At 52.7% G+C, this 20,668-nt stretch carries 18 protein-coding genes; 9 read left to right on the forward strand and 9 right to left on the reverse strand.

The window, feature by feature from the left end; translation table 11 throughout:
* Window positions 1-20 precede the first annotated feature (20 nt).
* The 8 genes from AC01YT_RS03365 (at window position 21) to AC01YT_RS03400 (ending at window position 8,554) form a co-directional block, all read left to right on the forward strand.
* Window positions 21-1,559: a complex I subunit 4 family protein gene (locus tag AC01YT_RS03365; protein WP_476672796.1), complete on the forward strand. Its 1,539-nt coding sequence runs from the start codon at window positions 21-23 to the stop codon at window positions 1,557-1,559.
* An 11-nt stretch (window positions 1,560-1,570) separates the two neighbouring features.
* Window positions 1,571-3,043 carry a complex I subunit 4 family protein gene (locus tag AC01YT_RS03370; RefSeq protein ID WP_476672797.1) on the forward strand — a complete coding sequence of 491 codons (1,473 nt, stop codon included), beginning with the start codon at window positions 1,571-1,573 and terminating at the stop codon, window positions 3,041-3,043.
* Window positions 3,044-4,501, forward strand: coding sequence for an NADH-quinone oxidoreductase subunit N (locus tag AC01YT_RS03375; protein ID WP_476672798.1), 1,458 nt, complete (start codon window positions 3,044-3,046; stop codon window positions 4,499-4,501).
* A 35-nt stretch (window positions 4,502-4,536) separates the two neighbouring features.
* Entirely contained in the window at window positions 4,537-4,845 is a 309-nt protein-coding gene (locus AC01YT_RS03380; RefSeq protein WP_476672799.1) for an AtpZ/AtpI family protein, read from the forward strand.
* Complete coding sequence (atpB, locus tag AC01YT_RS03385; protein ID WP_476672800.1) at window positions 4,829-5,797, forward strand: F0F1 ATP synthase subunit A; 969 nt, start codon at window positions 4,829-4,831, stop codon at window positions 5,795-5,797. The genes AC01YT_RS03380 and atpB overlap by 17 nt, the downstream gene beginning before the upstream one ends.
* 56 nt (window positions 5,798-5,853) lie before the next feature.
* The gene (atpE, locus tag AC01YT_RS03390; protein WP_476672801.1) at window positions 5,854-6,090 is read left to right on the forward strand and encodes an ATP synthase F0 subunit C; all 237 of its coding nucleotides are present in this window, start codon (window positions 5,854-5,856) and stop codon (window positions 6,088-6,090) included.
* A 23-nt stretch (window positions 6,091-6,113) separates the two neighbouring features.
* Window positions 6,114-6,851: a F0F1 ATP synthase subunit B gene (gene atpF / locus AC01YT_RS03395; protein ID WP_476672802.1), complete on the forward strand. Its 738-nt coding sequence runs from the start codon at window positions 6,114-6,116 to the stop codon at window positions 6,849-6,851.
* A gap of 104 nt (window positions 6,852-6,955) precedes the next feature.
* Entirely contained in the window at window positions 6,956-8,554 is a 1,599-nt protein-coding gene (locus AC01YT_RS03400) for a UDP-N-acetylmuramoyl-L-alanyl-D-glutamate--2,6-diaminopimelate ligase (protein ID WP_476672803.1), read from the forward strand.
* 55 nt (window positions 8,555-8,609) lie between these two features.
* Here the strand turns inward: AC01YT_RS03400 and AC01YT_RS03405 are convergent, their stop codons facing one another.
* From AC01YT_RS03405 to fusA, 7 genes are all read right to left on the reverse strand, one after another.
* Window positions 8,610-10,862 carry a polyribonucleotide nucleotidyltransferase gene (locus AC01YT_RS03405; RefSeq protein ID WP_476672804.1) on the reverse strand — a complete coding sequence of 751 codons (2,253 nt, stop codon included), beginning with the start codon at window positions 10,860-10,862 and terminating at the stop codon, window positions 8,610-8,612.
* A 176-nt stretch (window positions 10,863-11,038) separates the two neighbouring features.
* Window positions 11,039-11,311, reverse strand: coding sequence for a 30S ribosomal protein S15 (rpsO, locus tag AC01YT_RS03410; RefSeq protein WP_476672805.1), 273 nt, complete (start codon window positions 11,309-11,311; stop codon window positions 11,039-11,041).
* A 91-nt stretch (window positions 11,312-11,402) separates the two neighbouring features.
* Window positions 11,403-12,254 (reverse strand): hypothetical protein, encoded by an 852-nt coding sequence (locus AC01YT_RS03415; protein WP_476672806.1) that lies wholly within the window; start codon window positions 12,252-12,254, stop codon window positions 11,403-11,405.
* Between the two features lie 9 nt (window positions 12,255-12,263).
* Window positions 12,264-13,700 (reverse strand): proline--tRNA ligase, encoded by a 1,437-nt coding sequence (gene proS, locus AC01YT_RS03420; protein ID WP_476672807.1) that lies wholly within the window; start codon window positions 13,698-13,700, stop codon window positions 12,264-12,266.
* The gene (locus AC01YT_RS03425) at window positions 13,697-14,263 is read right to left on the reverse strand and encodes an LOG family protein (protein WP_476672808.1); all 567 of its coding nucleotides are present in this window, start codon (window positions 14,261-14,263) and stop codon (window positions 13,697-13,699) included. The genes proS and AC01YT_RS03425 overlap by 4 nt, the downstream gene beginning before the upstream one ends.
* A gap of 73 nt (window positions 14,264-14,336) precedes the next feature.
* Window positions 14,337-14,585 (reverse strand): hypothetical protein, encoded by a 249-nt coding sequence (locus tag AC01YT_RS03430; RefSeq protein WP_476672809.1) that lies wholly within the window; start codon window positions 14,583-14,585, stop codon window positions 14,337-14,339.
* An 80-nt stretch (window positions 14,586-14,665) separates the two neighbouring features.
* Window positions 14,666-16,741, reverse strand: coding sequence for an elongation factor G (gene fusA, locus AC01YT_RS03435; protein WP_476672810.1), 2,076 nt, complete (start codon window positions 16,739-16,741; stop codon window positions 14,666-14,668).
* A gap of 90 nt (window positions 16,742-16,831) precedes the next feature.
* Here fusA and AC01YT_RS03440 point away from each other — a divergent pair, with 90 nt between their 5' ends.
* A complete protein-coding gene (locus tag AC01YT_RS03440) occupies window positions 16,832-17,428 on the forward strand; it encodes a class I SAM-dependent methyltransferase (RefSeq protein WP_476672854.1) in 597 nt (198 codons plus the stop codon).
* Here the strand turns inward: AC01YT_RS03440 and AC01YT_RS03445 are convergent.
* Window positions 17,414-17,959, reverse strand: coding sequence for a GNAT family N-acetyltransferase (locus AC01YT_RS03445; protein ID WP_476672811.1), 546 nt, complete (start codon window positions 17,957-17,959; stop codon window positions 17,414-17,416). The two genes, AC01YT_RS03440 and AC01YT_RS03445, sit on opposite strands and share 15 nt — an antisense overlap.
* Window positions 17,959-20,619: a CBS domain-containing protein gene (locus AC01YT_RS03450; protein ID WP_476672812.1), complete on the reverse strand. Its 2,661-nt coding sequence runs from the start codon at window positions 20,617-20,619 to the stop codon at window positions 17,959-17,961. The genes AC01YT_RS03445 and AC01YT_RS03450 overlap by 1 nt, the downstream gene beginning before the upstream one ends.
* Window positions 20,620-20,668: the final 49 nt, after the last annotated feature.

A 20,668-nucleotide genomic window follows, 5' to 3' on the forward strand; every position in this document is an offset into this window, starting at 1 on the left:
TCGGCCTTTAGGAGCAAAGAATGACCTGGTTGGACGCACACTGGTTGACTTTGATCTTATTTATTCCCACGGCGGGAGCCATTATTTTGCTCATTTTACCTTTGCGTACGGAAAAAAGCCTACGCGGGTTAGCGTTATTCTTTTCTCTCATTCCCTTGGTTCTTACCCTTGCCCTTTGGGCGCGCTTTGATGCGGCACCTAGTGTAGATGGCTTTCGATTTGTGGAGCAGGTAGATTGGTATAGCGCCATTGGATCGTCTTATCACTTGGGAATAGATGGACTTTCGCTTCCGCTTGTTCTGCTAACCACGTTACTCACACCACTGGCTTTGCTGGCCTCGAGCAGCATCAAAGAGAACCTCAAGGCTTACCTAGTGCTTTTCCTGTTGCTTGAGACTGGTATGCTGGGCGTCTTTCTGGCGTTAGATCTGTTGCTCTTCTTCGTTTTCTGGGAAGTCGGTTTGGTGCCCATGTATTTTTTGATCAGCCAGTGGGGAGGTGCTAATCGGCATTATGCCGCGCTTAAGTTCATCCTCTATACCATGGGTGGATCATTGGGATTGTTGCTGGCCATTCAAGTTATGGGATTGAGCAGTGGGACATTTGATCTGGTGGTGCTGTTCCAACGTTGGCCGGCCCTGGCGCGCTTAGATCTCCCACTGGGACTGTCTATGAGCACGGTAAAGGCGATTGCTTTTTGGGCTTTTGTGATTGCTTTTGCAATCAAGGTACCGGTTTGGCCGTTTCACACTTGGTTGCCCGATGCCCACACCGAAGCCCCTACCGCTGGTTCAATGATCCTGGCAGGTGTTTTGCTCAAACTTGGTGGCTATGGATTTATTCGTTTGGTGTTACCTCTCTTTCCCAATGAGGCACAACAGTTTGCGCCTTGGTTAGCGGTACTGGCGGTGGCAGCAATTATCTTCGGTGCGTTGGGGGCGCTGGCACAGCAAGATTTTAAACGCCTGGTTGCTTATTCTTCAATCAACCATATGGGGTTTGTGGTCTTGGGCGTGGCAGCGGCAGCCCTGGCCTGGCGGGCCGTAGATGCTCCAACCCGTCTGGATGCTAACCTTGCCCTCAACGGTGCCATGTTGCAGATGTTTAACCATGGCTTAAGCGCGGCTGGGATGTTTTTCCTCGTGGGTGTCATTTATGATCGTGCCCATACCCGTGATTTGCAGTCTTTTGGTGGGCTGTATGCCATTCTTCCCATTTATGGGACGATGTTGATCTTCACGGCCATGGCGTCTTTAGGGCTACCAGGATTGGGGGGATTTATATCGGAGTTCTTGGTGGTGCGAGGGGCATGGCCGCAACTTATGCTGGCGACCGCTTTGAGCACGATCGGGTTGTTCTTAACAGGGGCTTATATCCTGAAAGCCTTACGTTTGGTATTGCATGGACCCCTTAATCCGCGCTGGCAAAATGTGCTCACGGATATGAACGCCCTAGAACTAGTGGTTATTTTGCCCCTAATCGGTCTCAGTCTGCTTACCGGGTTATGGCCAGCCTGGATCCTGGGAATGATCAACCAAGCCATTGTGACATTCTTCTGATGAGGTGAGGAATGAATTTTCCCATTCTGAGCGCCATCGTACTAACGCCCCTAGTGGCCGGGTTGATCTTATTGAACTTACCAGCGAACCGCCGCTCCTGGGTGCGAGGTATTGCATTGGTTGCTGCTACGTTGGTATTGGGGTTAGCCCTGGTGCTCTATTTGCGCTATGACACCCATGCTGGGGGATACCAGTTCATTGAACGTTATCCCTGGTTGCCGGATTTAGGTATCTCTTACTCAGTGGGAGTGGATGGGTTTAGCCTTCCGATGGTCCTGCTGGGGGCATTAGTCTTGTTTTCGGGTGTTTTGGTCTCATGGAATGTCGAAGAACGACCACGTGAGTTTTTCGCTTTTATGATGTTCTTGGCCACCAGCATTTTGGGGGTGTTTGTTTCTCTGGATCTTTTCCTCTTGTTTTTCTTTTTTGAGATTGCTGTCTTTCCCAAGTATTTGATGATTGTGTTGTGGGGTTATCCTAAAACCCGCGATTATGGTGGCATGAAACTAACGTTGTATCTGTTTATCGGTTCGGTGCTGGCATTAGTGGGAGCGCTAGCCCTGTATTTCAATTCGGGATTGCGTACCTTTGACCTTCTGGCGTTGGAGAAAGCCGATTTTGGCGTGGATTTTCAACGTTTCTGGTTCCCATTTATCTTCTTGGGATTTGCCGTATTAGGAGGTATCTTTCCTTTCCACAGTTGGGCGCCGGATGGTCACGTAGCCGCCCCTACCGCCATTTCTATGTTGCTGGCTGGGGTAGAGATGAAGGTGGGGGCTTTTGCGGCTTTACGCACAGGAATCATGTTATTACCACAAGGGGCTCAATTTTGGTCGCCACTTATTCTGGCTCTGGCTACCATCAATGTGGTCTATGGGGCGGCCATTGCCATGGTGCAGACCGATTTTAAGTACGTGATTGGTTTCTCGTCCGTTTCCCACATGGGGTTAGTGCTTATCGGCTTTGCTACCCTTTCCCATGAGGGGTTGCTGGGTGCTGGCTTGCAGATGTTTTCACATGGGGTGATGACGGCTCTCTTTTTTGCCATTGTTGGCATGGTGTATGATCGTGCCCACACTCGCGATATACCCGCTTTGGGTGGATTAGCACGGGTGATGCCTTGGGCGGCGGTGGGGTTCATTATTTCGGGTTTAGTATCCATGGGAATGCCCGGCTTTTCCGGATTCATCGCAGAGTTCCCGGTCTTCTTGGGTGCCTGGCAACGCGCTCCCTGGGTAGCCGTTATTGCCGCATTGGGCATTATTATTACTTCAGCCTACATCCTTCTGGTCGTGCGGCGCGTTTTCTTTGACGAAATGCCCGCTGCATTGGCGGATAAAGTGGGAGATGTAAGTGGAAAGGACAAGGGGGTCATCTTGCTGCTCTCAGCCATTATGATCCTTTTAGGGTGGTTCCCTTCGCTGCTTACCCCATTTGTTGAGTCAGGGGTGCGTCACATTTTAGCCTTGGTGGGAGGTGCGTAAGTGACGGCTTCAACCCTACCTGTGACCTATATTCGTGCTCTAGTCCCTGAGATTGGTTTACTAATTTTAGCCGGACTGGTGCTGGGATTGGACTTATTTACCTCTGAAGCCTCACGCCGGCGTTGGTTAGGTGGCGTGGTGGCAATTGGGACTCTTGTTGTTGGGATATTAAGCCTCGTCTTCGCCCTATCTTCCGCGCCGCGTTTATTGTGGGGGGGGACACTGCGCCTGGATGCGGTGGGGTTTGTCTTTCGGATGATCTTCCTGGCCGGGGCGGGGCTGACAGCGCTTTTTGCGATGCAGGTGAAAGCGATCGCCGGAAAAGGGGAGTTTTATGCCTTGCTTCTCCTGAGTGTATTGGGGCTAAGTTTGATGGCTTCTGCGGCGGATTTAGTCATGCTGTTTATCGCCATTGAGACCGCTTCAATACCTCTCTATGTTTTGGCCGGCTTTTACCTCTATGATGTGCGGTCGGCTGAAGCCGGGTTGAAATACATGCTCTTTGGCGCGGTGGCGTCGGCAATGTTGTTATACGGTTTGAGTCTGCTCTACGGGATGGGCGGCACCACACGCTTGTACGACCTGCCGATGGCATTGCGTCAGGCGGAAGCCCCTCTCTGGCTGATCGCAATAGCCTTAGTCTTTGTTTTGGCGGGGTTTGGGTTTAAGATAGCTGCTGTTCCTGTGCATTTTTGGGCGCCTGATGTTTATGAAGGCGCGCCTACACCGGTGACAGGGTATCTTTCTACGGCATCAAAGGCGGCTGGTTTTGCGGTTCTATTACGATTTCTTATTGGCGCCTTTGCCGATCAAGCCTCGTTTTGGACACTTCTGATCGGTATTTTAGCGACGGCGAGCATGTTCGTCGGTAATTACCTGGCGTTGGTTCAATCCAATACCAAGCGCCTATTGGCGTATTCTTCCATTGCCCAGGCCGGCTACATTTTGATCGGTGTTGCGGCTGGCACACCACTTGGAGCGACCGGTGCCGTATATTATCTGATTGCCTACTTAGTGACCAACCTGGCTGCCTTTGGCGTTTTAGCGGTCGTTGAGCAGGCGATCGGATCAAGTGACTTGAAAGCCCTGGAGGGATTGCAGCAACGTTCGGCACCGCTGGCGCTTGCCATGTTGGTGGCATTGCTGTCGTTGGGTGGCATTCCCCCTTTTGCCGGGTTTGTTGCCAAACTACTGGTTTTGGGCTCGGTAGTTGAGGCCGGTCAGATTTGGTTAGCCTTTGTGGGGGTGTTCAACTCGGTCATTGGGCTTTACTACTACTTAGTTGTACTCAAGACTGTATATCGGTTTACATCTAATGTTGAACCGATAAAAGACATTCGACCAGCCTGGCGACTGGCATTGGGATTTTGTGTATTGGGTATTTTGCTGGTCGGTACTTGGATTGCCCCCTGGTATACCTGGGCCGGAAGCGTGGCAAAGGCATTGTGGGTTTATTGACGCCACTTTTTAGCCCATGTTATAATCGCATCGTCATGACGCCGCCACAGCCCGAGAAGGACCGCAGGCAGCAATTTATCAATCTCACCATCGCTGGCATTGCTGGTCAGGTGGGGTGCCTGACCTTAATCATTGTGCTGCTGGCTGTTTTTGGGGGCATTTGGTTAGACGCTCGCTTAGGAACTCGACCCTGGTTCACACTGGGCTTATTGGTTCTAAGCATTCCAATATCGCTGTCGGCTATGTTTTACGTGGTAAAGAAAGCTGTATCAAAAATAAAGCCTATTCCCCCGAAAGCGACTAAACCTACGCTGAAGGAGGCAAACCTTGGAGACGACACCTAAGAAGTGGCGTTGGGGCGTGAATCGCTGGATTGTACTGGCGTGTATTATTCTGGGAGTATTTGCCGTAAATATTGCAGCGCCAGTGCAACCCCATATTCAGGTGGCACCTGAAAAACTTATCGAAGAGCCGCTTTTCCATCTCGGTCCATTGGGAGATTTTTATCTGGTCAACACCCTACCAGCCCTGCTGATCGTTGACTTGATTGTCTTATGGATCGCGTGGTCGGTTCAGCGGGCAGTGCGCAAAGGGGATTTGGTGTCGCGCGGGATTGCCGGGGCTTTAGAAGCGCTGATCGAAATCCTTTATAACCTTACCGAAAGTTCAGCTGGAAAATGGGCAAAGGAAATTTTCCCCTGGTTCGCTTCGATTTTCCTCGTGGTTTTGATTGCGAACCTGATGAAGTTGGTCCCCGGCGTAGAGACGATCGGCATTATTCACCATGCCGAAAAGGACGGTCACGCAATTCAAGCCCTAGGAGGAGTCTGGTACACCCTGACCACGGAGAAGGGCGAATATATGCTAACGCCCTTTGTGCGCGGTCTCTCCACCGATCTAAACTTTACCGTGGGTTTGGCACTGGTTTCGGTGTTCATGACCCAGGTTATCGGTGTTCGAGCCCAAGGATGGCGCTATTTTCTAAAGTTCTTCAACGTCACCACGCTGTTTTCACGACCTTTCTTCGGGGCGATTGATTTCCTAGTCGGACTTCTAGAGACTATCTCCGAACTGGCTAAAATTCTCTCGTTCTCGTTCCGGTTGTTCGGAAATATGTTTGCTGGCTTTGTGTTGATTGCTTTGGTTGGCTCGTTGTTGCCCGTCTTTATCCCATCGTTTGTGTATGTGTTTGAGGCATTTATTGCCCTAATTCAGGCTTTTGTTTTTGGTATGCTCACTATGGTGTTCATGGCTCAAGCTACGCGCGGGCATGGTGGCGAGGGTGAACACCATTAGAGCGTTGGAACATTAATTTTGAGAACAAAAAATTCATCGAGAGGAGGCGATTTAACATGACGGGTGATATCATCTTGGCGGCGAAGTTTATCGGTGCAGGTCTCTCTATGATTGGTGCTCTAGGGGCAGGGGTGGGTATTGGTCTAAGTGTACAGGGTGCATTGCAGGGAATGGCGCGCAATCCTGATGCTTATGGTAACCTGCTTACGAACATGATTCTCGGTATCGCATTCTCGGAAGCCATCGCCATTTACTGTTTGGTGGTCGCTTTCTTGATGCTCTTCGTGCTCTAATTCCTCGAGTGAAGGAGTGAACCTTGGAAAAATTAGGTATCTCCCTGGGGATGTTGTTTGTTCAAATTCTCAGTTTTGTCGTGCTGTTTGTGGTGTTGCGAGCCTGGGTATTCAAGCCCCTCATGGCCCAGTTGGAAAAACGCCGCAAGATTGTCGCACAAGGTTTAGAAGATGCCCGAGTAGCCGCCGAAGCCCGAGCTAATGCCGAAAAAGAGGCCAGCCGCATTATTGCCGAGGCCCAGGCAAAGGCAGCAGATATCGTGCGTGAGGCGACGGAGCGTGCCGAGGCGGTAGCGCGTGAAGTGCGGGCAACGCAAGAAGAGGAGCTGCGCAAACAACGCGAGCAGGCTTTGGCTGAGTTAGAGCAGGAACGCAATCGCGTGCTGAGCGAGATGCGTGGTCAGATTGCTGCTCTGGCCATTGCAGCGACGCAAAAACTGATTAAGGAAACGCTGGACGAACAACGTCAACGGGCATTGTTGGCAGAATTCTTCTCCGGCGTTCGGGATGGGAAGGTGGTTGTGCTCGAGGAAGAGGCACTGACGGGTGGCGCTGCAGAGGTTACCAGTGCATTACCTTTAACCCCCGAAGAACAAGAGGTCGTCAAACGAGATATCCTTGCCCGTTTGGGAGGGAGTGCGTCGGTAACCTTCCGGGTTGACCCCTCAATTTTGGGTGGCTTAATCGTCCGCGTTGGGGATCGGGTAATTGATGGTTCGGTGGCCGGGCAATTGCAAAACTTGCGCCAGCATTTGCAGTGAGTTCGATCACCTCTTGGTCGTATTCTAGCGCAGGGCTTCCTGAAAAGTTATGCCCCTGTCCATCCCGGCAGGGGTTTTGATTGTAAAGGGCTAAAATTCACTTTATGCCATACGCTTCGGTGATTACCCTTCCTCGACCTCTTACCTTAAACGACATTTTGGCTCAAACGCCGATTGAAGTGCTGAATCCTGAGCCACTGCCACGCATCATGATCCAGGGGCTCTGTATGGATTCACGGGATGCTTTTCCGGGTTGTTTGTTTGTGGCCTTGCCGGGTACGACCACGGACGGTCATCGTTATATCCCCCAAGCTATCCAGAAGGGTGCGGTGGCTGTTATGGGAACTCAGCCCTATGATGCCTATTCTCATTCCGTCCCCTATATCCAGGTGCAAGATGCGCGCTTTGCTCTGGCTTATCTTTCTGCGGCGCTCTATAACTTTCCTGCGCGTTCCATGACCGTGATTGGGGTAACGGGCACCGATGGTAAGACCACCACCACAAACTTGATTTATCATATCCTCCTTGCTGCCGGCCTAAAGGCGGGCATGATCTCAACCGTCAACGCTGTGATCGGGGATCAGGTGCTGGATACCGGATTTCATGTCACCACGCCCGAGGCCCCTGATGTTCAGCGCTATCTTGCCCTAATGCGTGATTCCGGCCTCACCCATGCTGTCCTTGAGGCGACTTCGCATGGTTTAGCCCAAGACCGGGTGACTGCTTGTGAATTCGATATTGCTGTGGTCACCAATATTACCCATGAGCACCTGGATTACCACGGCTCATATGAGGCTTACCGTGCTGCGAAAGCCCGCTTGTTTCAATTTCTGGAAACGACGCTACCCAAACCCCAAGGGAACCCACGTCTGGCCGTGCTCAACCGCGATGATGTGTCTTATGGCTACCTGAGCGCCTTGGTCAAGGGGCCTCAAGTTGCTTACAGTCTCCAACCCGGGGCTGAGGTGTGGGCAGAAACTGTTCGCCAGGATGCAGAGGGGCTTTCATTTGTGGCTCATGTGGGTCAACACGTTATTCCCATACGTAGCCGTTTGATCGGCGAATATAATGTTTCGAACATTCTGGCGGCGATAGCGGCGACGGTGTTGGGATTAAGCGTGGCTCCGGAAGCAGCACAGCTTGGAGTATTCAACTTGCCAGGTATTCCCGGACGCATGGAGCGGATTGACTTGGGCCAAGACTTCTTCGCCATTGTGGATTTCGCCCATACGCCGAATGCCCTTAAGCGCGCCTTAACTACGGTGCGCCAGTTGACGCGGGGGCGTGTGATCGCCATCTTTGGTTCAGCCGGGCTACGGGATCGCGAAAAGCGACACCTTATGGCAGCGGAATCGGCGCGTCTGGCGGATATCACGATTCTGACGGCTGAAGATCCACGTACCGAATCGCTTGAGGAGATCCTTGATGTCATGCTTCGGGCCGCAGTTCGGGAGGGAGCCGTAGAGGGTGAAACGGTGTTTCGGGTTCCGGATCGGGGTGAAGCAATTCGGTTAGGTGTTTGCCTGGCTCAACCAGGAGATGTGGTCATTGCCCTGGGCAAGGGGCATGAGCAATCCATGTGCTTTGGAACGGTGGAATATCCTTGGGATGACCGTTTGGCAATGCGGGCAGCCCTAGCTGAGCGTCTGGGACTATCAGGTTATCCCATGCCTTATCTGCCGACTCAAGGGGGAAAGGAATAAAAAGGCCGCCCACCTGAATATATTGGGGCGGCGGTATTGCAGATGCGCTTATGTTTTAGCGTCGTCCACCTGAGGGTGGCTTTTGACCACGCGAAGGTTTACCCGTCGGAGCCGAGGGGCGCCGTGGCGCGCTGCCTCCGCGTCCCTCACCGGAGGGTTTGCGCGCACCACCGGTACGTCCATTTCGATCGTGGGCTTGTGCTTCTTCCGGGGTCCAGCCTTCCAAAACGGCCTGACGCGAAAGGCGGATGCGTCCGTTCTCGTCAATGTCGGTGACCATGACTGTAATCTCATCACCAACGCGCACGACATCTTCTACGCTCTTAACCCGCTCGGAGTCGAGTTGCGAGATGTGCACCATACCGTCCACATTGGGCAGAATCTCGACAAAAGCCCCGAAATCGGTGACTCGCACAACGCGCCCAGTGTAAATACGCCCAATTTGCGGAACTTCGCATAGGCGCTCAATCTTTTCGCGAGCCAGAGCCGCTCCGTTGCCGCTGGTGGCTGCAATGTACACAGTGCCATCTTCTCCGATGTCAATGCGCGTCTCGGTTTCGTCCTGAATGGCGCGAATCATCTTACCACCCGGCCCGATGATAGCACCAATCTTGTCCACAGGTACCTTGATAATCGTAATGCGTGGCGCGTGTGGTTTAAGTTCAGGTCGTGGGGCAGGAATGACCTTCAGCATCTCATCCAGGATAAATAGGCGAGCGCGGCGTGCCTGCTCCAGGGCTTCACGCATGAGTTCGGGAGTAATTCCCTTGATCTTGATATCCATTTGCAGTGCGGTGATGCCCTTGGCCGTCCCGGCTACCTTGAAATCCATATCACCGAGATGGTCTTCGAGCCCTTGAATATCGGTGAGGATCTGGTACTGGTCACCTTCTTTGATTAAGCCCATTGCAATGCCGGCCACAGGGGCTTTGATCGGTACACCGCTGTCCATCAATGCCAGGGTGGAGCCGCACACAGAGGCCATGGAGGTAGAGCCATTAGATGATAGGACCTCTGAGACGAGGCGCAAGGTGTAGGGGAACTCTTCCTCGGGTGGGATGACCGGCACCAAGGCCCGTTCGGCCAGCGCGCCGTGACCAATTTCGCGTCGAGATTGGCCGCGCAAGGGTTTAACCTCCCCGGTTGAATAGGGTGGGAAGTTATAGTGGTGCATGTAGCGCTTGGTTTCAACCGGTTCAAGGCTATCCAGCTCCTGGGCTTCGCGCGGGGTGCCCAACGTGGCCAAGGTTAAGACCTGGGTTTCGCCGCGGGTGAAAAGGCCCGACCCGTGAGCACGAGGCGAGATTCCTACCTCGCACCAAATGGGGCGGATCTCATCCGGTTTACGGCCATCCGGGCGAAGGCCTTTATCAAGGATGCGGCGGCGCACAATCGCGCGATAGACCTCGGTGAAAGCTTCTTTGACTGCACGCGCTTGGGTCGCATCTTCACCCGCCAGTTCTGCCACTAGATTTTCTTCGAGTGCGTCAATCGCATCGTTGAGTTCGCTCTTGGTGTGTGGGGCATCAAGAAGGGCTTCGATTTGTTCTGCAACGCGGGCCCGGATGGCTTCGACCAAGGCAGGATCAATTTCAAAGAAGGGCACATCGCGCTTGGGCTTGCCGGCTTCGGCAGCCATTTGCAATTGGGCATCAATAAGCGGCTGAAGGGCTTGATGACCGAAGGCCAGGGCTTCTACCATAACGTCTTCCGGCACTTCGTTAGCGCCGGCTTCGACCATCAGGATGGCTTCACGAGTGCCGGCAATGCGCAAATCGAGGTCTGACTTTTCCTTTTGCTCAAAGGTGGGGTTGATGATAAATTGACCATCAATGCGCCCAATCCGGACTGCACCGATTGGCCCACCCCATGGAATATCAGAGACCATCAGTGCTGCAGAGGCAGCATTGACGGCCAAAATATCCAGGGGGTTTTCCATATCGGCAGAAATGGAAAACATAATGACCTGCACCTCATTGCGCATCCCTTTGGGAAAAAGGGGGCGAATGGGGCGATCAGATAGGCGAGCGATCAGGATGGCTTCTTCCGAGGGTTTTCCCTCGCGGCGGAAGAACGAGCCGGGAATACGTCCACCGGCATAGAGACGCTCTTCGTATTCCACCGTGAGCGGGAAGAAGTCTACATCCTCCTTGGGTTTGTCACCCATTGTGGCCGCGGCGAAGACGACCGAATCGCCCAAGCGAACGGTTACCGCACCGCCAGCCTGCCCGGCTAGTTTGCCGGTTTCAAAGATAATCGGACGACCACCAACAATGGCCGTAAATTGTTTGGCTTCTGGTTTATTCATATTCTCCTTTACCTCTTTTTTATCCCCCCAGCGGGTTAGGAACTGAAAACCATTGAGGACTTTTGTCCTCACCAGATTTCAACTCCCAACCGCGTGGGGGGAGAATGACCCTTTTAGTCTCAAAAAAGTGAGTAGATGGTCAACGTGCTGCCATCTACTCACCCGCTTTCTTCCGTTTATCGCGCTCGCAAGTTAAGGCGTTCGGTCAATGCAGCATATCGGGTGTAATCCTTGCGGCGCAAATACATCAGTAGGCGGCGCCGTTGACCCACGAGTTTGAGTAAGCCACGCCGCGAGGACTCATCATGTTTGTGAGTCCGGAGGTGCTCGGTTAACTGGTTGATGCGACGCGTGAGCAACGCAATTTGTACCTCGGGTGAGCCGGTGTCGCCCTCGTGGCGCCCAAACTCGTTGATCAGTTTGTTTTTCTCCTCTTTTGTTAAAGTCATGACGTCTGCTTCTCCTTAGTTGAATTGATTTGAGCAGGTCTCCTGGTGGGCAGGTTACTCCCACCCACCGGTCTAGTCACTGCATTTTATATTATACCAGAGGTTGACCACTTGGTGGAGGTTGTTTTTGCGGCAGTAAGAACTGGCGTAGGGCAGTCTGAAGACGCAGGCGATAGTCCTCAGGGAGCAAAGGGAGCACCGATCGAATCAGGCGTCGTGCATGTGGAGGGGAAAGTAAACGCATCAATTGGCGTAGAAAATAGGTAGTTTCTGCAGGTGAGCGTTCCGCCAGTGCTTGAAGTAGGTCAAATGCTTCCTGTGGAAGGGTGGATGATAAGTTCTCCTGGAGCCATGTTGTGAGCCAATCGAAAATGAGGGGAAGGTTATCGAAAGTTGGATCATCCACCAGGTTGTGAAGAGCCTTCAGCGCGACCTTTTGCGCATTCAATGAATCAGAGAAGAGCCATCCCCGGATCAGATTTAACCAGGAATCCCATGCCTCCCTCTTTATCCCTTCGGTGGCCAACACGAGGATAGCAATTAGAGATGAGTTCTCAATTCCTTGAACCCATTGTGTGAGATGTTCTTGGATGATCGAAAGATTATCGCCAGTTATGGGAACTGCGCTTATGAGCGTGGCGGCTAAATGACCGAAAAGAGAGGTGCCCTCCTCCCATAGAAGACTAGCCAGATTAAGAGCGGATTCTGGGTACTGAGATGCAAGCGCCTGAAGTGTGGCTTCAATCTCATAAATAACTACCGGGGGCAATAATAACCATTCTGAAGCTTTGGCTAATGGGACGGTTTCACCAGGGCGGTAGGATTGGTCAGCATATTGATCCAACAAGTGCTTCAACCCGCGTTTGAACCGTGGTGTGTCCTCAAAGAGGAGCAATAGCTCTTGTAGGCGCTGGCGCAAGGTATGGAGAGGGATTGCTGGCATAATCCGCTTCTAATAAGCGCGGGCAAAATATACCTTCTGGGTGGCACGCTGCCCACAGACAATACAGTGTCCTTCGCCCCCCGGTTGCTCCAGCGGGATGCACCGCGTGGTGGCTTTAGTATCCTCTTTGACTTTGGCTTCACATTCAGCGCTACCGCACCACCACGAGAAAGCCCAGCCATGCTGTACAACTTCGCGCAGTTCTTCATAGTCTTTGGGGTCGAAGATGTGCTCGTCACGGAATTGAGTGGCTCGTTTGAGCATAGAATGGTGAATCTCATCTAACAATTGGCCAAATTGAGCTTCTAGATTGTCGGGATGAAGCACAGATTTACCGGCCTTACCGGGTATATCGCGTCGTGCCACGGTCAGCACCCCTTTTTCGACATCCTTTGGGCCAATTTCAATGCGTAGGGGTACGCCGCGCAGTTCCCAGTCGTTAAACTTAAAGCCAGGGGTGACTTCACTACGATCATCTACTTTCACTCGGAAGCGCGTGCTTAATTGTTTATGCAATTGGGTGACGACTGCCATGACTTGAGATTGTTCGCTATCGCTACGGTAAATGGGAACAATAACAATTTGAATCGGTGCTAAACGCGGGGGCAGGATTAACCCTTGATCGTCACCGTGGGTCATGATGATTGCGCCGATGAAGCGGGTTGAGAGTCCCCAGGAAGTGGTCCAGCAATATTGAAGTTGATTATTGCGATCCAGGTATTGGATGTCAAACGCACGGGCAAAGTTCTGTCCTAGAAAATGCGAGGTGCCGGCCTGCAGGGCGCGAGTATCTCCCATCATGGCTTCGATGGTGTATGACTGCACGGCACCGGCAAATTTTTCGGTCTCACTTTTACGACCTGGAATCACCGGGACGGCAGCTTCATTGTAGGCAAAGTCGGTATAAACGTTAAGCATACGTAGGGTTTCTTCCAACGCTTCTTCTTCGGTGGCGTGTGCGGTGTGCCCTTCTTGCCAGTAGAATTCCAGGGTGCGCAGGAAAAGACGGGTGCGCATCTCCCAGCGCACAACGTTGCCCCACTGGTTGATCAATACCGGCAGGTCACGATAGGAACGAATCCATTTGGAGTACATATAACCAATGATGGTTTCTGAGGTGGGGCGCACTACCAAGGGCTCTTCTAGGGTCTCTCCGCCACCGACGGTCACTACTGCCAGTTCTGGTGAGAAGCCCTCGACATGTTCCTTTTCCTTCTCCAAAAAGGACATGGGGATGAAGAGCGGAAAGGCAGCATTGACATGGCCAGTTTCTTTGAAGCGCCGATCTAACGCTTGCTGGATGTTCTCCCACAACGCCCACCCATAAGGACGGATGACCATACAGCCACGGACGGGCGCATAATCGGCCAGTTCGGCCCGCAGCACAACTTGGTTGTACCATTCCGAGAAATTTTCACTCCGCGCAGGTAACTTCTCTGTGCTCATGGGTTTCGTCCATCCTTAGGGAGAAATTGAATTGCTTTCAGTGTTTCCCGATAGGCAGTTTGATAATCGGAAGCGAAAATTAGCCAACGTTGCTCATTAGGAGCTAATAAGTTTTCCATTTCCTTGAAAAGGGTGTGGAAAACGTGCTGCCACCCTGGACCTACCAGGACCAAAGGTTTGGGAGAAATGGCCTGGATGATCAGATGATTCCAAAATAAACTAATTTCTGCCAGCGTACCGGCTCCCCCCGGTAGGGCAATTGCCGCATCACATTCTCGGATCAGGATAGAAATCCGTTCTATGAGGGTGCGAGCCCGAATCTCTTCCTTAACCCAGCGATTAGCGCTGGTTGGGCGCCAGCGCTCGATCTCTTCACATGTCACCCCAATAACATGACCTCCCGCCTCAGCGGCCCCACGCGAAGCGGCTTCCATAGTGCCCATGTAACCACCGGTCAGTAAAATATGGCCTCCCTGAGCAAGCAACCGCCCGAGGTCGTAAGCCGCTTCATAATCAGGTTGGCCGGGTTGTGGCCGTGCGCTTCCAAAGACCGAAATTCTCATGGTTTTACCTGGTATTGAAGATATTTTATTTTAACCCAATCTTTCACTGTGGTCTCTCCATGCGACAAAGACCTTATTCTTCCTCGTTCAACTGCTCGGAAACAAATCCCAGTGCTTTGAGTGCTGTGCGAGCAGAAAGGCGTTGTTCGGGATGCCAGCCGGGTTCAGTAGCCATGCGAAAGAGGTGTTGCATAACCGCCTGTTTCTCCGCACGTCCCAATGGCGCAAACGCAGCCCGAATCTGGTTCGGATCGCGGGAAAGAATGGCATCCCAGAAGGCTTCGGGATCCAAACGAGGGTTGGTCTGGTCGAGTGTGCTCATGGTTAGTTATCCGGGATAAAACTTTGGTACGGGCTAGACCTAGCCCGTACCAGACAGGTTGTCGTTGTATCGGGACGGAATCAATCCGCCTTTTGGGCTTGGAGTTCTTTTTGTCGCGCCGCTACAATTTCTTGTTGGATATGAGGTGGTACCATCTCATAGTTGTAAAATTCCATCGTGAAGAACCCACGGCCACCGGTTAGAGAGCGCAGTTGTGTGGTGTAGCGCAACATTTCGGCCAAGGGCACGAGCGCGGTGATGACCGAGCGACCGCGTTCGGTGTTCATTCCCAGGACGCGGGCACGACGGGAGTTAAGGTCGCCCAATACATCGCCCATGTTGGCCTCCGGGACGATGATCTCAACTTTCATGATCGGTTCATAAAGGACTGGCCCTGCGTCCTTGAAGGCTAATTTAAAGGCTTCACGGCCGGCAATTTCAAACGCAATGGGTTTTGAATCTACCGGGTGTTCTTTACCATCATATACGGCCACCTTAATACCGCGGATGGGGTATCCGGCCAGGACGCCTTCCTTCATCACACTCTGGATACCCTTTTGGATGGAGGGCGCAAAGGATGAGGAAATGGCGCCGCCAAAGACTTCCCAGACGAATTCCAATTCCTGATCCGGGGTTAGCGGCTCGATACGCAGGTGAACCTCACCGAATTGCCCGGCCCCGCCGGTTTGCTTCTTGTGGCGGTACATGGCACTGGCTTTCTTGGTGATAGCTTCGAGATAGGGAACTTTGGGTTCGCTAATCACTAACCCAACCTGGAATTTGGTCTCCGCCCGCCGCACGGCGACTTCAATGTGTTGATCGCCCATGCCCTGGAGGATAGTTTGGTTGGTGGCAGGCTCCATGTGCCAGGAGAGAGTCATGTCCTCTTCGCACAGGCGGGTCAACGTTGGGGTGATCTTCGCCGAATCGGCCTGGGTCTTAGGCGCAATGGCGACCTGATACAGGGCTTTCGGATACTCAGGAATGGGCAAGGTTAAGGGATGGGCTTTATCGCAGAGGGTATTACCAGTGACGGTTTCGGAGAGTTTGGGCACGACGCCGATATCACCGCAGTGAAGGGTCTTAACCGGGAACAATTCCTTGCCACGCGGTACGCTGAGGGTGCCAAGGCGCTCTTCTACCCCTTTGCTCTGATTCCAGACGCGTGTATCTGAGGCCAGAAGACCAGAGTAAATGCGGAAGAAGGTCTGACGCCCAACGAAGGGATCCGCGGTGGTTTTCCACACATAAACGGCGAGTGGGCCGCTATCGGAGGCGGGTAGTTCTTCCTCGCCGTCCTTGCCAATTGCCCGAGCAGGGGGCATATCTGCGGGGGAGGGCAACAAGTCCACAATGGCATCTAACAGCGGTGCAATACCAATTTCGGCGGTAGCAGCGGTAACGAAGACCGGGTATGCCGTGTGATTCCGTAGCGCGCCCCGTAAACCGCGTATAATCTCTTCATCTGTCAAAGAACCGCTTTCGAGATATTTCTCCAGCAGTTCATCATCACCTTCGGCGGCGGCTTCCACCAATGCCACGCGGGCTTCTTCTGCCGCAGCGCGGTATTCAGCAGGAATGTCCACTGCTGTTTTCCCCTCGCCCTTGTAGGCTTTCATGGTAACTAGGTCAATGACCCCTTGGAAGTTTTGCTTTTCACCCCACGGTAATTGCACCGGCACCAGGCGAACTTCGGAGAACTCTTGGATTGATGCCAACGCTTTCTGGAAGTTGGCATTTTCCCGATCCATTTTGTTGATGACAATAAAGCGGGGCAACTTGAATTGGTTGCAATAATTCCAGGCAATTTCGGTACCGACCTCTACGCCTGAGACCGAATCAATGAGCACTAACGCACTATCGGACACCCGCAGTGCGGAAATGACCTCCCCGATGAAGTCGGTGTAACCTGGGGTGTCCAGAAAATTGATTTTGACATCACGATACTCAATGGGAATAACCGAGGTGTAAAGCGAGATACCACGACGTATCTCTTCCTCATCAAAGTCGGAGACAGTGCTGCCATCCTCGACCCGCCCCATTCGTGTGGTGGCGCCGGTAAAGTGCAGGAAGGCTTCGGTTAGCATGGTTTTGCCGGCGCTACTGTGAGAGACTAATGCAACATTCCGAATGAACTCAGTGGTATACTCTTTCATGCGCTCAACCCTTCTTATCCTAGAATCACAGCCTTGTTATTTTAAGGCCTCTCGACGTTCTTGTCAAAAAGGAATCACGAATTGCCGTTTGTGCGGGGAATAAAGCACCTGAAGCAGCGGTTGTATTTAGAGTGGCGCTACCTGGGGCGCCCGCCCTGGGATACTGGGGTCTCGCCCCTTGAGTTGATGGATTTTATCGCGTCAAATCCACCGGGACGAGCGTTAGATATTGGATGCGGTAGTGGGACGAATGTGGTAACGCTCGCACGTGCGGGGTGGGAGGTTTACGGGGTGGATCTATCCTGCCTGGCCGTTTGGCGGGCTAGGCGCAAATTACGCGCTCAAGGCATATCAGCCAATTTGTATTTAGGGAATGTGCTTAATTTATCTTTTCCTGAGGCAACGTTTGACTTAATCTTGGATATCGGTTGTTATCATCAGTTGGGCGCTATCGAGCGGCAAAGATATCGTGAGCGGGTGCAATCCTGGCTCGCTATGGAGGGGTATTTTTTGTGGTATGCCCATTTCCGCTCAATGGCAGAAAAACGGAGCACTCATGGGGTCGATGACGCGGACATTAACGCATGGGACTCCATCTTGCATCCGATTTGGCGTAAGGATACCTGGGAGGGTAATCAAAGACCGGCGGTGTGGCTTCTTTTTCAGAAAAAGTTAGGGGTCCCCTAACCATTTTTGCATTCGCCAAGCCGGCTCTTCGACAAAACGTCGCTGCCCTTCGTGGTCGAGATATGACCAACAGCCCGGATCGTAACCAACCACGACAAAACCAAACCGTTCATAAAGCCTTCGTGCTGCTAAGTTCTCAATGGCAACATTTAGGGTGAGCCAGGTATATCCGCGCTGCTTCAGGTCGTTGACGATAGTGGTAAGCATAAAAGAGCCCAAACCGGCATTGCGGTATGCAGGCTTGATGCGAAAACCATAAAGATAAGCACGGGTTTCGCCATCGGCCAATTCTGGGCGAGAACTGGCCAATTGGACAAAGGCTTGTCCGATGATCCCTGCCGTTTCGTGGTCGGCTACCCACAGTAGGGCTTGCCCCTTCAGACTGGCCTGGTAAGCCTCGCGGTAAACGTGCCGAAAATGGGTGTAAACGCCGTCCCATTCCAGGGCCGGTAAATCATCTTCCTGGAGGTAACGCAGACGGACATGTGTCAACCAGTTGCGGGTAAGGGTGGGAACAGGCGTTGTATCCATCACGATGTTCTTGAGGCAAGAAGTTGCTCCAGCAAGGCGCGCTCCTGATCCGCAGATTGCACTTGCCCATCCAACCAGGCGGCACGCAGTGTCCATAAGATGCGACGATAGGACGGACCGGGGGTAAGACCCATTGTACGTAAGGTATGGCCATCTGTTACGGGGTGGATGTGACGCCACCGGGTAGCATACGTGTGAAGAACAGCAGCGACTTCATTATCATAATATAACTGGTAAAGTGCATAACTCACCGGCAAGGGTACGCCATCTAAGCGTGCTACGACCTGACTAGGCGTGAGGTTGGGCAAATCCTTTAGGTTAGGGACAAGGTTTGTGCCAATTTTCAATCCCTCGCGCAGATGATGGGGGAGGCGGAGACGTTGTGCCAGGCTGAGGCTTTTCTCAGTAGATAAGGGCAGGAACCATACCAAGTAAGCCAAAGCACGACGAATTGGGGTGCCGCCCCAGGTTTCGGGGAGACACCATGCAGGTTCGAGGGGGTCTTTGAGTACCTTGCGCATAGGTTCGGTAAGATGGGGCTCCCAATGTAAATCGGGATGAATCGCTGTAAATAGTTGGAGATCATCCAGGCGCTTTAAGGCCGGTAAGGGGTTCTCTTCAGCCAGGATTAGGTCTATTTCATGGCGCAAGCGATCGCCAGAGACTTGGCGGAGTAAATCGCGTGCCTCTTGCATTAGTTGTAAGGTGCGCTCTTCAATTTGGAATCCAAAACGCTGCTCGAAGCGCACGGCGCGCAACATACGCGTGGGGTCGTCCACAAATGAGAGAGAATGCAAGACACGGATCAACCCTCGTTGAAGATCGGCGTATCCGCCCCAATAGTCGTAAAGATCTCCGTAATGCCGCCCATCCAAGCGCAGCGCCAGGGTGTTGATCGTAAAATCACGGCGATGAAGGTCGAGTTTGATACTGCTGCGCTCGACGGTAGGCAGAGCGGTGGGATAGTCATAAAACTCCGTGCGTGCGCTAATCAAGTCCAAGAACTCCGGTAAATCGTTTGCATTAGATTCATCTAGGTGCAGTGCGTTCTTCAGAAGTGAGACGCGAATCTCGGCAATATGCCATTTGGCAGTGCCAAAACGGCTATGACTGGTGACGCGCCCACCAAATTCACGCTCTAAGGCTCGCGCCAGTGCAATTGCATCCCCTTCGACAACGATGTCGAAATCTTGGCTGGGGCGGTTTAGGAGAAGGTCGCGTACAAAGCCCCCAACCACATAAACGGGCAAGCGGTGCTGATGGGCACGTTGAGCCACCAACTTGAGCAGGGCCAGCCGCGCTGGGGGAAGGGCGGCTTCGAGGCGGTCGGCAAAGTTCTGTCGTGAAGGTGCGGCAAGATGGTTGCGTCCTAATGCTTTTAATAGATCCGTTCGGGTAACGATACCGATGACTGTGTGAGATTCGGGATCAACGACGGGGATTTGTCCCCATCCGGTTTCAGCCATCAGGCGCTGTACGACTTCGAGCGGGTCTTGAGGGCGGACTACGACCTCTCCGGCCTCCATCAGGCTCGAGGCGGGTAAGTTAAGCCGATGAGCAAGGGCCCGATCTACTGCGCGGCGAGTCAGCAATCCGATCACTTTGCCTTCTTTAACCACCGGATAGCCCTCATAGCCGTAACGTTGCATCAATTGAGCGGCTTCTTGGGCGGAGGTCTCGGGTGAGAGCACCATTGGGCGTGGGGACATGATCTGTTCCACGGTAACGGCTGGTTCCACCAACTGGGGTAACGCATCCACCAAGCGCCTGTAAATAAATTCGAGCGCTTCATCCTCATTATTAACTTCTAGATCAGAAAGGCGAATCAAGGCTGCTGCGGCGCGTTCGTGACCTCCACCCCCGAAAAGAGCCGCAACTTTGGCGACATTAATGCGGTCAGTTGTGGATCGCGCGACTAAGCGTATACCTTCGGCTGTTTTGACCAGTAGAAACAAACCATCAGGATCCAATAAATCGCGTAGTTTATGGGCAATGCTGGAGACCTCTTCTACCAGTCCGGTGGCTTCTCCCTTGGCGATAACAATGGTTTGGCCGTTGATCTCATGCGTTTCGGCGTTGGCTAAGAGGCGATGATAGACCTCACGTTGGTCATCTGAGAGAGGTGGATTGAGAAATTGATTGGCAAGATGCAGGCTGGCACCTTGCTCCAGTAAATAGGCAACGGCTTGGGCATCGCGAGCGGTAGTGCTGTTATACGTGAGTGAGCCGGTATCTTCGTATATGCCGAGGAGTAAAAGGGTCGCCAGATGGGCATTGAGGGGTTCCAGATGTTCGCGCAAGGCTTCGACAAGTAAAGTCGTGCAGGCGCCCACACGTTCGATGGTCACCTGCCAATCTGCGGGTAAATCGGTGCGAGGTTGGTGATGATCAATCACGCGCACCTTGGTATGTTTCCCCATCCCTTTGAGCGTAACCAGGGATTGGGTGTCCACAAGAGTAACGCATTCAATGGGCTCATTGGGTAGGTCACGCACCTCGTGAAACGGGAGTTCACTCCCATAGAGATTTAAATAAGCCCGAACATTGCGGTTGAGGCGGCGCGGCAAAACGGGTAATGCCCGCTCATCCAATAGGGAAGCACCGAGCAAAGCGGCTATGGCATCAAAATCGGCTTGTTCATGGGTCAAGATGACGTGCACGGCTTAATTGTAACATCTGCGGTACAATTGAAACCCGGATAAATCGGCT

Source organism: Thermanaerothrix sp., assembly GCF_056331585.1.